Origin of the sequence: Nonomuraea angiospora, assembly GCF_014873145.1 — a bacterium.
Lineage (GTDB): Bacteria > Actinomycetota > Actinomycetes > Streptosporangiales > Streptosporangiaceae > Nonomuraea > Nonomuraea angiospora.
On record NZ_JADBEK010000001.1, the window covers coordinates 7,728,599 to 7,742,225 of the forward strand.

12 protein-coding genes are annotated in these 13,627 nt (G+C 69.4%); 10 read left to right on the top strand and 2 right to left on the bottom strand.

Annotated features, from left to right (window positions below):
- The first annotated feature begins 8 nt into the window (after positions 1-8).
- A complete protein-coding gene (locus H4W80_RS35235) occupies positions 9-1,088 on the top strand; it encodes an inositol-3-phosphate synthase (RefSeq protein WP_192789017.1) in 1,080 nt (359 codons plus the stop codon).
- A gap of 55 nt (positions 1,089-1,143) precedes the next feature.
- Here the strand turns inward: H4W80_RS35235 and idi are convergent, their stop codons facing one another.
- Positions 1,144-1,728, bottom strand: a complete 585-nt coding sequence (gene idi, locus H4W80_RS35240; RefSeq protein ID WP_192789018.1) for an isopentenyl-diphosphate Delta-isomerase — start codon at positions 1,726-1,728, stop codon at positions 1,144-1,146.
- Between the two features lie 106 nt (positions 1,729-1,834).
- Here idi and H4W80_RS35245 point away from each other — a divergent pair, with 106 nt between their 5' ends.
- A complete protein-coding gene (locus H4W80_RS35245) occupies positions 1,835-3,139 on the top strand; it encodes an MFS transporter (protein ID WP_192789019.1) in 1,305 nt (434 codons plus the stop codon).
- Here H4W80_RS35245 and H4W80_RS35250 read toward each other — a convergent pair.
- Positions 3,090-4,490: a CCA tRNA nucleotidyltransferase gene (locus tag H4W80_RS35250; protein ID WP_378526845.1), complete on the bottom strand. Its 1,401-nt coding sequence runs from the start codon at positions 4,488-4,490 to the stop codon at positions 3,090-3,092. The genes H4W80_RS35245 and H4W80_RS35250 overlap by 50 nt on opposite strands.
- A 153-nt stretch (positions 4,491-4,643) precedes the next feature.
- Between H4W80_RS35250 and H4W80_RS35255 the strand changes: the two genes are divergently transcribed.
- From H4W80_RS35255 to trxA, 8 genes are all read left to right on the top strand, one after another.
- The gene (locus H4W80_RS35255) at positions 4,644-5,171 is read left to right on the top strand and encodes a YbaK/EbsC family protein (RefSeq protein ID WP_192789021.1); all 528 of its coding nucleotides are present in this window, start codon (positions 4,644-4,646) and stop codon (positions 5,169-5,171) included.
- 50 nt (positions 5,172-5,221) lie between these two features.
- A complete protein-coding gene (locus H4W80_RS35260; protein ID WP_192789022.1) occupies positions 5,222-7,345 on the top strand; it encodes a DUF6049 family protein in 2,124 nt (707 codons plus the stop codon).
- Positions 7,342-8,949, top strand: coding sequence for a murein biosynthesis integral membrane protein MurJ (gene murJ / locus H4W80_RS35265; protein ID WP_225963834.1), 1,608 nt, complete (start codon positions 7,342-7,344; stop codon positions 8,947-8,949). The genes H4W80_RS35260 and murJ overlap by 4 nt, the downstream gene beginning before the upstream one ends.
- A 166-nt stretch (positions 8,950-9,115) precedes the next feature.
- The gene (locus tag H4W80_RS35270) at positions 9,116-10,627 is read left to right on the top strand and encodes a protein kinase family protein (RefSeq protein ID WP_192789023.1); all 1,512 of its coding nucleotides are present in this window, start codon (positions 9,116-9,118) and stop codon (positions 10,625-10,627) included.
- A 15-nt stretch (positions 10,628-10,642) separates the two neighbouring features.
- Complete coding sequence (gene sigM / locus H4W80_RS35275) at positions 10,643-11,278, top strand: RNA polymerase sigma factor SigM (protein ID WP_185069557.1); 636 nt, start codon at positions 10,643-10,645, stop codon at positions 11,276-11,278.
- Positions 11,268-12,167 carry an anti-sigma factor family protein gene (locus H4W80_RS35280; protein WP_192789024.1) on the top strand — a complete coding sequence of 300 codons (900 nt, stop codon included), beginning with the start codon at positions 11,268-11,270 and terminating at the stop codon, positions 12,165-12,167. Before sigM ends, H4W80_RS35280 begins: the two co-directional genes overlap by 11 nt.
- A 132-nt stretch (positions 12,168-12,299) precedes the next feature.
- Positions 12,300-13,232 carry a thioredoxin-disulfide reductase gene (gene trxB, locus H4W80_RS35285; protein ID WP_192789025.1) on the top strand — a complete coding sequence of 311 codons (933 nt, stop codon included), beginning with the start codon at positions 12,300-12,302 and terminating at the stop codon, positions 13,230-13,232.
- 14 nt (positions 13,233-13,246) lie between these two features.
- Positions 13,247-13,561: a thioredoxin gene (gene trxA / locus H4W80_RS35290; protein ID WP_192789026.1), complete on the top strand. Its 315-nt coding sequence runs from the start codon at positions 13,247-13,249 to the stop codon at positions 13,559-13,561.
- The last annotated feature ends 66 nt before the right edge of the window (positions 13,562-13,627 follow it).

Here is a 13,627-nt window from a genome sequence, read left to right on the forward strand (position 1 = left end):
CGAATGCGATGGGTTCGGTTCGCGTGGCCATTGTCGGTGTCGGAAACTGCGCGTCGTCGCTGGTCCAGGGCGTCCACTACTACAAGGACGCCGACCCGGACATTCGGGTCCCGGGCCTCATGCACGTGAAGTTCGGCGATTATCACGTCGGTGACGTCGAGTTCGTCGCCGCGTTCGACGTCGACGCCAAGAAGGTCGGCCGCGATCTGGCGGAGGCGATCGTCGCCAGCGAGAACAACACGATCAAGATCTGCGACGTGCCGCCCACGGGGGTGACCGTCCAGCGCGGCCATACCTTCGACGGGCTGGGTGAGTACTACCGGGAGATCATCGAGGAGTCCGACGAGACGCCCGTCGATGTCGTCCAGGTGCTCCGTGACAACCAGGTCGACGTCCTGGTCTCCTACCTGCCGGTGGGCTCGGAGGAGGCGGACCGCTTCTACGCCCAGTGCGCCATCGACGCCGGCGTGGCGTTCGTGAACGCGCTGCCGGTCTTCATCGCCTCCGACCCGGTGTGGGCGGAGAAGTTCACCAAGGCCGGGGTGCCGATCGTCGGCGACGACATCAAGTCGCAGGTCGGCGCCACCATCACGCACCGCGTGATGGCCAAGCTGTTCGAGGACCGCGGGGTGGAGCTGCTGCGCACGTACCAGCTCAACGTCGGGGGCAACATGGACTTCATGAACATGCTGGAGCGCAAGCGCCTCCAGTCCAAGAAGATCTCGAAGACGCAGGCCGTCACCTCGCAGATCCCGCACGAGATGGGCAAGGCCGACGTGCACATCGGGCCGTCGGACCACGTGCCGTGGCTGGACGACCGGAAGCTGGCGTTCGTGCGGCTGGAGGGCCGCTCGTTCGGCGACACGCCGCTCAACCTCGAGTACAAGCTGGAGGTCTGGGACTCGCCGAACTCGGCGGGGATCATCATCGACGCGGTACGGGCCGCCAAGATCGCCCTCGACCGCGGGGTCGGGGGGCCGATCCTGTCGGCGTCCTCGTACTTCATGAAGTCGCCGCCGAAGCAGTTCTCGGACGACGAGGCGCGGGACTACGTCGAGAAGTTCATCCGGGGCGAGGTCGAGCGCTGACCCCCCTGGTCTGACCGGCGCCGCACCCGGGTCCACGGGTGCGGCGCCGCACTGTCTACGGGCGGGCGGCCGGGGGCAGCTCGGCGGGCGAGGCGGGATGCCAGGTCAGCGGGTCGGCGCCGAGGTCGGCCAGCAGGGGCACCTGCTCCTGGCACCAGGGCGAGACGGCCAGCAGCCCGTTGCGCACTCCCTCGGCGAACTCCTTCCACGGCATCCACATCGTCTCGCCCACCTCGGCGGGGTTGGGGACGACGGGCGAGGCCACGGTGACGCGGTAGACCGGGCAGAGCTCGTGCTCGACGATCCCGTTGGCCATGGCGGCGCGGTAGGAGAAGGCCGGCAGCATGAGGTCGACGCGGTCCACCGTGAGCCCCAGCTCGTAGGAGAGCCGGCGCTCGACGGCCCGCTCCAGCGGCTCGCCCGGCAGCGGGTGGCCGCAGCAGCTGTTGGTCCAGGTCCCCGGCCACGTGAGCTTGCTGTCCGCTCTCCTGGTCAGCAGCACCCGGCTCTCGTCGTCGAAGACATAGCTGGAAAACGCCAGGTGAAGAGGCGTCTCGCGACCGTGCACCGCCAGCTTGGGCGCTGTCCCGAGTGCGTGGCCGTCGCGGTCGACCAGCACAACGTGTTCCTCAGTCGTCACGCTATGAAGCGTACGAGACGCGGTGACCGTTCGGAACCCACGGCCCACCTGCCGTATCGCGACTCTCGCGCATCCTAGGCGATGGGTGGAGGGCTAGGCTGGCCGCGTGTCATTTGTGGCCGACCTACGCGTGGTCCTGCGGGGCGAAGATTTCCGGCGGTTGTTCGCCACCCGGCTGATCTCCCAGTTCTCCGACGGGATCTTCCAGTTCGGGGTGGCCGGATTCGCCTTCTTCAGCCCCGAGAGCCAGACGACGGCGCTCGCGGTGGCCGCCGGGCTGGCGGTGCTGCTGCTGCCGTACAGCGTGCTCGGGCCCTTCGTGGGCGTGTTCATCGACCGCTGGTCACGACGGCAGATCCTGGTGGTCGCGCCGATCGTGCGCGGCGCGCTGCTGCTGGTCGCGGCGGCGCTGGTCGCCGTCGACGTGCCGGACCCGGTCTTCTACGGCGCGGCGCTGGCCGTGCTGGGCGTCAACAGGTTCTTCCTGGCCGCGCTCGGCGCCTCGCTGCCGCACGTGGTGCCGCCCGACCGGCTGATGGCCGCCAACGCGGTCGTCCCCACGTCGGGCACCGTGGTCACGTTCGTGGGCGTGGGGCTCGGTTATCTGCTGCGCAAGGTGTTCGGCGCCGAGGACCACGGCGTGGCGCTGCTCCTGGTCGTCTCGGGCGTGGTATTCGGCCTGAGCGCGCTGGTCGCGCGGACGATGGACCGCGGCCTGCTCGGCCCGCAGTCCGACCCGAGCCGGCCGCAGGCGCGCGAGGCCCTGCGCAACGTGGTCGGCGGCCTCACGGACGGCGCCAGGCACCTGGTCAAGCACCGCGTCGCGGCCTCCACCATGGGCGCGATGGCCGCCCACCGCTTCTTCTACGGCATAGCCACCGCGCTCGGCATCATCCTCTACCGCTACTACTTCTACAACGGCGACGCCGACGCCGCGCTGAGCGGGGTCAGCCTGGTCGTGGCGACCTCCGGCGTCGGCTACGCCATCGCCGTGGTCATCACCCCGTACGCCACCGAGCGGTTCACGATCGAGCGCTGGGTGCCGATCGCGCTGACGACGGCCGGGGTGCTGACGGCGGCGCTGGTGCTGCCGTTCCAGGAGTGGGGGCTGCCGGTGGCGGGGTTCGTGCTGGGCGTGGCCGGGCAGAGCGTCAAGATCTGCGCCGACACCACGGTCCAGCGCGACGTCGAGGACATCTACCTGGGCCGGGCGTTCTCGATCTACGACATGCTCTTCAACGGCATGTACGTCCTCGCCGCGGCCCTGTCGGCGGCCATCCTGCCCGCCGACGGCAAGTCCTACGCGGCCGTCGTGATCGCCGCCGTCGGCTATCCCCTGGCCGCGCTCGCGTACCGGATGATCACGCGCCCACGTCGTTCGACCTCGCCCACTCCAACAGCGCCTCGGTAGCCGCTTCCTTGCCGATCACGCCCTTGTCGAGCCTGATCTCCAGCAGGAACTTGTACGCCCGGCCCACCACCGGCCCCGGCCCGATGCCGAGGACCCGCTGGATCTCGTTGCCGTCGAGCTCGGGGCGGATCTTGGCCAGCTCCTCCTCGTCGGCGAGCTTGGCGATGCGCTCCTCGAGCTGGTCGTAGGTCCGCGACAGCGTCACCGCCTTGCGCTTGTTGCGCGTGGTGCAGTCGGCCCTGGTCAGCTTGTGGAGCCGGTCCAGCAGGTGGCCGGCGTCGCGCACGTAGCGGCGTACGGCGCTGTCGGTCCACTCCCCCGTGCCGTAGCCGTGGAAGCGCAGGTGCAGCTCCACCAGCCGCGCCACGTCCGACACCACGTCCTTGGGGAACTTCAGCTCCGCCATGCGCTTCTTGGTCATCTGCGCGCCGACCACCTCGTGGTGGTGGAACGACACCCGCCCGCCCGTCTCGTGGCGGCGCGTCTTCGGCTTGCCGATGTCGTGCATGAGCGCCGCCCAGCGCAGGATGCGGTCGGCCTTGCCGTCCTCCTCCTGCGCGATGGCCTGGTCGAGCACGGTCAGCGTGTGCTCGTAGACGTCCTTGTGCCGGTGGTGCTCGTCGATCTCCAGCCGCAGCTTGGGCAGCTCGGGCAGCACGTGCGCGGCCAGCCCGGTCTCGACCAGCAGCCGCAGGCCCTCGCGCGGGTTGCCGCCGCAGACGAGCTTGTCGAGCTCCTCGCGGATGCGCTCGGCCGAGACGATCTCGATGCGCCCGGCCATCGCGATCATCGCCGCCACGGCGCCCTCGTCCACCGCGAACCCGAGCTGCGAGGCGAACCTGGCGGCCCGCAGCATGCGCAGCGGGTCGTCGCCGAAGGACCGTTCGGGGGTGCCCGGCGTGCGCAGCACCTTGGCCTTCAGGTCGTCGAGCCCGCCGTACGGGTCGACGAACTCGTGGCCCGGCAGCCGCACCGCCATCGCGTTGACCGCGAAGTCGCGCCGTTCGAGGTCCTCGTCGAGCGTCTCGCCGTACATGACCTCGGGCTTGCGCGACTTCGGGTCGTACGACTCGCTCCGGTACGTCGTGATCTCGATCAGCCAGCCGCCCTTGCGCAGGCCCACAGTGCCGAAGTCGATGCCGATGGTCCAGACGGAGTCGGCCCAGTCCCTGACGATCTCCAGCACCCGCTCGGGGCGGGCGTCGGTGGTCAGGTCGAGGTCGTTGCCGATGCGGCCGAGCAGCAGATCGCGTACGGGGCCGCCGACGAGGGCCAGCTCGTGGCCCTGTGCCGCGAAGAGGCGGCCGAGCTCGTCGGCCACCGGGGCGATCTTGCGGAACAGGTCCGTCATGGCCCGCCGTTGGCTGTCAGTCAGAGTTGAGTCGGACAAGCGGGTAGGTCCTTCTGGGAGCATTCCGGAACATATCCCCCGAGCCACACCAGGTCCGGGTTACCGTCGGTCCAAGGACCGTCGGGGGCCAGGGAACGAGGCAAGGAGGACTATATGAAGGACGCCCTCGCGATCCACCGCTGGCTCCTCGCCCACCAGGTCCATCATGAGATCGTACGCCTTCCGCGTCCCATGACTTGCGCGGAAGATCTGCCCGAGGCGGTCTCCGCGGCGCCGAGCAGGTGCCTGATGGTCACGGTGCTCGAGGTCGCCACGAGGGTCGGCCGCGAGGTCGTCATCGCGGTCACCACCCCCGTGTCGGCGCCGCCACCGGTGGGAGCCGTCGGCGGAGTGCTGGGCGTGCGCCGGGTGCGACCGGCTCCGGTCCACGTGGTCAACGCGGCCACCGACTACGCGAGCGGGCTGGTGTGCCCGCTGCTCCTGCCCGAGCCGCTGCCCAAGTTCGTCGACGACCGGCTGCCGGCCGACTTCCTGACCGACGGCGGGCCGGTCTACACCCCGACCGGCGAACGGCATACCGCCCTGACCCTGCGCGCACTCGACCTGATCGCACTTCTGCCAGGCAAGATGGTCGACCTCAGGGCGAAAGGATCACGTGAGGCGGTCGCGCGGCGGCACTGAGCCCGTACCATTGCGGGCGTGTGTCGTCGTCCTCCAGCTCGGGCATTCGCGTGATCCGTAAGGCCACGCTGCTCGCCGCGCTGCTCGCCCTCACCGTGGTGGCGACCGCGCCCGGCGCGGCTGCCGCGAAGTCCGCGAAGGCGATCAGGCAGACCGTGGCCCTGTCGATCTCGTCGATCTCGCCTCAGGTGCCGACCGCGCAGACCGATGTGATCAAGTTCACCGGCTCCCTCCGCAACGACAGCGGCGCGCCGCAGAACGGCCTGCGCGTGCGCCTGCGTTACGCCTCGCAGAAGTTCCCCGACCGCGCCGCCCTGACCACCTACCAGAACGACCAGAACCCCGCGACTCTGTGGGGCATCGGCTCCCAGAACTCGTTCATGGACGTGCCGGCGCTGGCCGCCGGCGCCCAGGCGCGATGGGAGTTCACCGCGACGCCCGTGCAGCTCGGCTACCGCTCGTTCGGGGTCTACCCGGTGGCCGTGGAGGTGATCCAGAACGGCGTGCAGGTCATGACGCAGCGCACGTACCTCACCTACGCGCCGCCCACGGTGCCGAAGCTGCCGCGCAACAAGCTGGCCATCGCCCTGCCCGTCATCGACCAGCCCCATCGCGGGACCGACCGCGACGCGAAGAGCGGCGCGCCGCTGTTCGTGGACGACAAGCTGAGCCAGTCGATCACCGGCAAGGGCCGCCTGGCCGACCTGGCGCGCATCGCGCAGGCCGCGCCCAAGGCCGTCACCTGGTTCATGGAGCCCTCGCTGCTCGACGACCTCGACGCGATGAAGAACAAGTACCTGGTCAAGGTCAAGGACGAGACGCAGGAGAAGCCCGCCAACCCCGAGGCCGCCAACTGGCTGACGACCATGCGCACCGCGCTGGCCAGCTCTCCCGTGGCCGCGGTCCCGTACGCCGATCCCGACGTGGCCGCGCTCGCGCACCAGGGGCTGGACACGCAGACCGGCCGGGCGATCGAGCTGGGCAGGCAGAAGGCCGCCGCGCTGCTCCAGCGCGAGGTCAAGACCAACATCAACTGGCCGCCCGCCGGCATGCTCGACGCCGACGCGCTCGACCTGCTCTCGGTCAGCAAGGACCGGGTCGACACGGTCCTGCTCAACTCCACCAACCTGCCGCCGCAGCCGCCCGTACCGTTCACGCCCGACGCCGCCTCCACGCTCGACTCGGTCAACGGGCCCGTCACCGCGCTGGTCGCCGACGCCGAGCTGAGCAAGCTCTTCGAGCCCGCGGCGCCCACCTCCGTGCTGCTCAGCACGCAGCGTTTCATCGCCGAGACCGCGATGATCGCCGCGGAGGCCGGCCAGACCTCGCCCAGGTCCCTCGTCATCGCCCCGTCGCGCCGGTGGGACCCCAACCCCACGCTCGTCAACGCGCTGATCAAGACCGCGAACAAGTTGCCGTGGCTGCATCTGACCCCGCTGGAGTCGATCAAGTCGACCAAGCTGTCGGTGCCGCGCGCCGGGCTGACCTACACCGACCAGGACCGCAAGGAAGAGCTGACCGCGAAATACCTCAACCCGGTCAAGGACATCGCGTCGAAGGCGCAGCTCACCTCCCTGATCACGGAGGCGAAGACGCCGTCCAGCTTCGACGCGGCGGTCCTGCGGCTGACCTCCTCGGCCTGGCGCAACAGCACCCGCGCGGGCCGCGCGGTGACCAAGCTGGTCAGCGCGGCGGTGACGGACCAGACCGAGAAGATCGAGATCACCGGGTCGGGCCCCACCCGGACCCGCACGCTGGCGGGCAGCAGCGGCCAGGTCCCGATCAGCGTCAAGAACGAGCTGGGCGTGCCGATCGCCCTCTACATCGACGTCACGTCCAACAACCCCGAGCTGTTGCAGGTCGACTTCCCGCAGACGGAGCCGATGACGATCGGCCCCCGGCAGAGCGGCATGGTCCAGGTGAAGATGAACGCCGCCCCCGGCACCAGCGGCGACGCGACGGTCACCGTGCAGCTCAAGACCTCCGACAACCAGCCGTACGGCAAGCCGCAGCGGCTGACCATCCGTACCACCGGCTACACCGGGATCGCCTCGGTGATCGTGGGCGCCGCCCTGACCGTGATGCTCGCCGCCGTGGTGATGCGAGTGCTGCGGCGCAGGTCGGAGCGGAAGCTCGCGCACGCGGCCAAGACCCGGGAGAATGAGATCGTATGAGTCGCATGCTTCGGGCCAGCGCCATCATGGCGGCGGGCACGATGGTGTCCAGGGTCACGGGGTTCGTGCGGACCATGGTGCTGGCCTACGCCATCGGCACGAAGGCGCTGGGCGACTCCTACAACGCGGCGTACGCGATCCCGTACAGCATCCTCGACCTGCTGCTGCTCGGCGTGCTGAGCAGCGTCGTGGTGCCGATGATCGTCCGGGCGCAGCAGCACGACGCCGACGGCGGCCGGGCCTACGAGCAGCGGCTGCTGACGATCTCGGCGGTGGCGCTGATCGTGGTGGCGGTGCTGGCGGTGTTCGGCGCGCCGCTGCTGATCGACCTCTACACCGACTGGGCGCCGGGCAGCCCCAAGTTCGAGGTCGCGGTCACGCTGGCCCGCTTCATCCTGCCGCAGCTCGCCTTCTTCGGCGTGGGCGCGGTGGCGGGCGCCATCCTCAACACCCGCGACCGCTACGGCGCGCCCATGTGGGCGCCCGTGGTCAACAACCTGGTCGTCATCTGCGTGTTCCTGGCCTACGCCATGGTCGGCGGCGAGCGCGACAACATCGAGCAGATCAGCACCGGCGACATGGCGCTGCTCGGGCTGGGCACCACGGCGGGCATCGTGGCCCAGGCGGCCATCCTGATCGTGGCGCTCAAGCGGGTCGGGTTCGTCTTCGTGCCCCGCTTCGACGTGCGCAACGCGCGGCTGGGCGAGATGGCCAGGGCGGGCGTCTGGACGATCGGCTACGTGATCGTCACCCAGCTCGGCTTCATGCTGACCACCAACCTGGCCAGCAAGGCGGGCGACGCGGTCGAGGGGCACGGCATCAGCCCGTACACGCTGGCGTTCCAGCTCTTCCAGCTCCCGTACGGCGTCATCGGCGTCTCGGTGATCACCGCGATGCTGCCCAGGATGAGCCGGGCCGTCGGCGAGGGGCGCTTCCACGACGTGCGGAGCGAGTTCGGGTCGAGCGTGCGGCTGATCTGCTCGCTGATGGTGCCCGTGTCGCTGCTGCTCATGGTGCTCGGGCCGGCGATCACCGTGCCCATCTACGGCCACGGCGCCAACAGCGTCGCGGACGCCGTCTACATCGGCAACGTGCTGCAGGTCTACGGGCTCGCGCTGGTGCCGTTCGCGCTGTTCCAGCTGTTGCTGCGGGTCTTCTACAGCTTCGGCGACACCCGTACGCCGGTGTTCGTGGGCGCGGCCACCACGGCCGCCAACGCGGTGCTCATGCTGGTGTTCAACGCGTTGCTGCCGGCCCGGTACCTGGTGATGGGGCTGGCGCTCGCGTACGCCATCGCGTACGCGCTGGGGTCGGTCGGGGCGTGGTTGCTGGCCAGCCGCCGTGTCAGAGGGCTGGGTGGCTGGACCATCGGCATGGCGTTGACCAGGATGTACCTGGCGGCCCTGCCCACCGCTGTGGTGGCGCTCGCGGCGGTTTGGGTAGTCACGGGGGTGTTCGCCGGGCTAGGGTTCGTCAATTCGCTGATCGTCCTTGCGGTCGGCGGGGGTCTCGGGTTGCTGCTCTATCTAGGCGTCGCGCACAGAATGCGCATCCCCGAGGTCAATTCCATCGTTGGGATGGTCGCTGGGCGGGTAGGCCGGTAAAGAACGCGGGCCGAATCCACTCGGCACTAACATGGAGCCCGACACGCGCGAATGGAAGCAGGAGGGGCGTGGGCGGATCCACCCGGCATAGCGTGCCTTCGTGGGACACCACCACGCAGGTGAGTCGAGTCATGAACACGCCCGATCGGCCAAGCGGAGTGAACCTGTGAGCACGTCGGCCGTCGAACCCGGCACCCGTCTGGCCGAGCGCTTCAGGCTCGAGGACCGCGTCAGCGAGTCCGACGGAGCCACGCTCTGGAAGGCCATCGATGAGATCCTCGCGCGTCCCGTGGCCGTCCACACCTTCGCGCCCGACTTCCCCCGCGTCCACGAGGTGGTCACGGCCGCCCGCGCCGCGAGCAGGCTGACCGACCCGCGTCTGACGCAGGTGTTCGACGCAGCGGAGGACGAGAAGGCCGCCTACGTCGTCAGCGAGTGGGTCACCGGCGAGTCGCTGACCGACCTGCTCGCCTCCGGCCCGCTGGAGCCCGAGCGCGCGGCGGGCCTGGTGGCCGAGGCCGCCGAGGCGCTCGCGCACGCCCACGAGGCGCAGCTCTACCACCTGTGCCTGCGCCCCTCCCACCTGGTGTGGACGACGGGCAACACGGTCAAGGTGCTCGGGGTGGCCGTCGACGCGGCCCTGTCCGGGCTCACCACCGACCAGCCGGCGCTCGACGACGCCGAGGGGCTGGGCCGGCTGCTGTACGCCGGGCTGACCGGCCACTGGCCGGGCGACGAGGAAGAGGGCGGCCTGCCCGCGGCCCCCATGACCGACGGCCACTTCTGCACGCCCCGGCAGGTCACCGCCGGCGTGCCGAGCTACCTCGACACGGTGACCGTGCGCGCGTGCCTGCCCGAGTCCCGCAAGGGCACGGGCGCGCTGGCCAGCCCGGCCGACATGGCCGAGGCGCTGTCCGGCGTGGCCAGGCCCATGCCGATCCCGATCTCCTACCCCTCGACCCCCGCGGTGGCCTCCGCCTCCCACACCGAGGGCCTGGACCTCGTCCACCGCCAGCAGCTCACCGTCCCGCCGAGCCCGCCCCCGCCGCCACGCCGTCCCTCGGGCGGCGGCAGCACGCTCAACCGCGTGCTGATGACGCTGGTCGTGCTGCTCGTCATCGCGGCCGTCGGCGTCGGCGCCTGGACGATCGGCCGCAGCCTGGGCAGCCCGACCAAGCCTGAGGCGTCGGGCTCCAGCCCCAGCGCCTCCACCTCCGCCTCGGCCGAGGCCCAGACCGTCAAGCCGAAGAAGGCCCAGGGCTTCGACCCGCTCGGCGACAACAGCGAGAAGCCCGAGATGGCCGACCTCGCCATCGACGGCAAGCCCAGCACCTTGTGGAAGACGGAGCGCTACACCAGCGCCGATCTGGGCAATCTCAAGAAGGGCGTGGGCCTGCTGCTCGACATGGGCAAGTCCATGCAGATCAGCGACGTGGTCGCTACGCTGTCCGATGCCCCGGGCGCGAGCGTCGAGCTCAAGGTGGGCGACTCGCCCGATCTGTCGTCACTGAAGACGGTGGCGACCGAGAAGAACGCCGCAGGTAAGACCACTCTTACCCCTGATCAGCCGGCAACTGGACAGTACGTTTTGATCTGGTTTACCCGGGTTCCGATGGATGGGGGCGAGTTTCATGGCACCATCTATGAAGTAGTGGTGCACTCTCCCGGATCGGCATAACCAGGAATCTCTCTTGTGAACTCCCCACCCGAGACACCCTCAGCAGCGGAGCGGCCGGCGGTAACTGACGCCGAGCTGCTGACCGCGCACATCAACGGGGATCCTCACGCCTTCAGCGAAATCGTCAAACGGCACCGCGACCGCATGTGGGCGGTCGCCCTGCGTACGCTCGGTGACCCCGACGAGGCCGCCGACGCCGTGCAGGATGCCTTCGTCTCCGCATATCGCAAGGCCGCCACGTTTCGCGGCGAAGCGGCCGTCACGACCTGGCTCCACCGGATCGTGGTCAACGCCTGCCTCGACAGGATGCGCCGCAAATCGGTCCGGCCCGTCGCCGACGACGAGCTGATCGAGGCCGCTGAACGCGAGACCCCCCTGCCCGACCAGACCGTCGAACGCGAAGTCTCCATGGAGGTTTCGGCCGCATTGAAACTCCTGCCCAGCGACCAGCGGGCGGCTCTCGTCCTCGTCGACATGATGGGTTATTCGGTCGAAGACGCAGCTCAGGTGCTCCAAGTGCCGAGCGGCACGGTCAAGAGCCGCTGCGCTCGAGGGCGCGCGAAACTTGCCCCAATTCTTTCCCATCTGCGGAACCGATCGGACCTCAATCGCGTCTCATCCGCGAAGGGAGCAGAACTTCGTGACGGGTGATACGCACTACGATCTGGAAATCCTGGCCGAGCTGGCCGAGGGTCTCCTAGACGTCGACACGGCGCGCCGGGTCCGCGAGCATCTCGCGGTCTGTGACCCATGCGGGGAGCTACTGGCAGACCTGGCGGCGGTTCGCGAGGTGCTCGCGGCGACCCCCACACCGGCCATGCCGATGGGCGTCGCACTGCGCATCGACAAGGCCCTGGCCGCCGAGGCGGAGTCCCGGCGGGGAGGCATCGGCCTCGTGGAGGCGCCCGACTGGGACGAGCTCATGCGGGACGCCCCGTGGGAACGACCGGTCGAGGTGGCCGCTGAGGCCGTCCCCGAGCCGGTGCGGCTGGGCGTCGTCTCCGACGACGGCACGATCGTCCCGGCCAGAGCCTCTCGCAGACGCCGATGGGCGATGCCCGCGATCGCGGCCGCGGCGGCGGTCGCCGTGGTGGGCACGGCGGTGGCCTCCACCGGCCTGCTCGCGAGCGGCGGAGGCCGGGGCGGCAGCATCGACGTGGTGGCCGACGGCGTGACCAAGACCTCCGTGGTCCCCTCGACCCCGGCCAAGGTCCCCACGATGGCCAGGTCCTACGGACTGACCGACAGCGGCCACAACTACAGCGACCAGGACCTGCGACAGCCGCTCGAAGGCATGTTCGGCTTCCAGCGCATGGTGGGTGGCGGCTCCGACGACGACGGCAAGGTCGACAAGTGCGTGAAGCGGGTCTCGAGCCGCTCCAGGCTGCCGGCGTACCAGGTCGACCAGGGCCAGTACAACGGCCAGGAGGCGCTCATCGTGGCCTCGTGGAAGGACAAGGCCAGCCAGCGGCTGCGCATCGACATCGTCGACCCGTTCAACTGCAAAAACCTGCGTAAGCCCACACTGGGCCGCTGGTAAAGGACATACGTGTCAGAGCCCGCCTCGGCGGGCTCTTTCGCTTTGTGCCAGCGTTGTGTGTAGGGCAGGGAATCAGGGCGGCCTAGGATCTGTTGACGCCGGTGCAACAGCAGACGAGGAAGGCGTGGAGCGTTGAGCGACGTTCGTAACGTGATCATTATTGGATCCGGCCCAGCTGGCTACACCGCGGCCGTCTACTCCGCGCGCGCCGAGCTCAAGCCGCTGGTCTTCGAGGGCTCCGTGACAGCCGGCGGCGCCCTCATGAACACCACCGACGTGGAGAACTTCCCGGGTTTCCCCGACGGCATCATGGGCCCCGACCTCATGGACAACCTGCGCAAGCAGGCCGAGCGGTTCGGCGCCGAGCTGGTCGCCGACGACGTGGTCGAGGTGGACCTGGAGGCGAACCCCAAGGTCGTCAAGACCCACACCGACACCTACTACGCCAAGTCGGTCATCCTGGCGATGGGCTCCGGCTACCGCGAGCTCGGCCTGGAGAACGAGAAGCGCCTGTCCGGGCATGGCGTGTCCTGGTGTGCGACGTGTGACGGCTTCTTCTTCCGCAACAAGGACATCGTGGTCGTCGGCGGCGGCGACACGGCGATGGAGGAGGCCACGTTCCTCACGAGGTTCGGCCGCATGGTGACGGTGGTGCACCGCCGCGACGAGCTGCGCGCCAGCAAGATCATGCAGGAGCGGGCGCTCGCCAACGACAAGATCCGTTTCGTCTGGGACTCCGAGGTCGTCGACGTGCTCGGCGACACCCACGTCGAGGCCGTGCGGCTGCGTAACGTCAAGACCGGCGAGGAATGCGAGCTGGCCACCGACGCGTTGTTCATCGCGATCGGGCACGACCCGCGCACCGATCTGGTCAAGGGGCAGATCGACCTCGACGCGGACGGCTACATCAAGGTGGCCTCGCCGTCCACGGCGACCAACATCGACGGTGTGTTCGCCGCGGGAGACGTTGTCGACCACACCTACCGTCAGGCCATCACCGCTGCCGGCACCGGCTGCTCGGCCTCGCTCGACTCCGAGCGCTGGCTGGCGAACAACGAGAAGTGAGTAAGGAGCGCACCGTGAAGGCTGTCACCGACGCCTCTTTCGAAGCCGACGTCCTCAAGAGCGACAAGGCCGTGCTGGTCGATTTCTGGGCCGAGTGGTGCGGGCCGTGCCGTCAGGTGGCCCCCATCCTGGAGGAGATCGCCAAGGAGCACGGCGACAAGCTGGAGATCGTCAAGCTCAACATTGACGAGAACCCCGGCGTTCCGCGCCAGTACGGTGTGCTCCAGATCCCCACGATGAACGTCTACAAGAACGGCGAGGTCGTGAAGCAGATCATCGGCGCCAAGCCGAAGGCCATGCTGCTGCGCGAGCTCGACGGCATCATCTAGCCCGCCCTCCCGCGGCGCGCGCCCGGCCCCCCGCCTCTGGCGGGGGGCTTTCGCGTACGGCCCCGT

Excerpts from the sequence above, each read along its gene's own strand:
- H4W80_RS35235 (WP_192789017.1), top strand. The coding sequence starts at position 9 with ATGGGTTCGGTTCGCGTGGCCATTGTCGGTGTCGGAAACTGCGCGTCG.
- H4W80_RS35255 (WP_192789021.1), top strand. The coding sequence starts at position 4,644 with ATGAAGGACGCCCTCGCGATCCACCGCTGGCTCCTCGCCCACCAGGTC.
- murJ (WP_225963834.1), top strand. The coding sequence starts at position 7,342 with ATGAGTCGCATGCTTCGGGCCAGCGCCATCATGGCGGCGGGCACGATG.
- H4W80_RS35250 (WP_378526845.1), bottom strand. The coding sequence starts at position 4,490 with ATGACGGACCTGTTCCGCAAGATCGCCCCGGTGGCCGACGAGCTCGGC.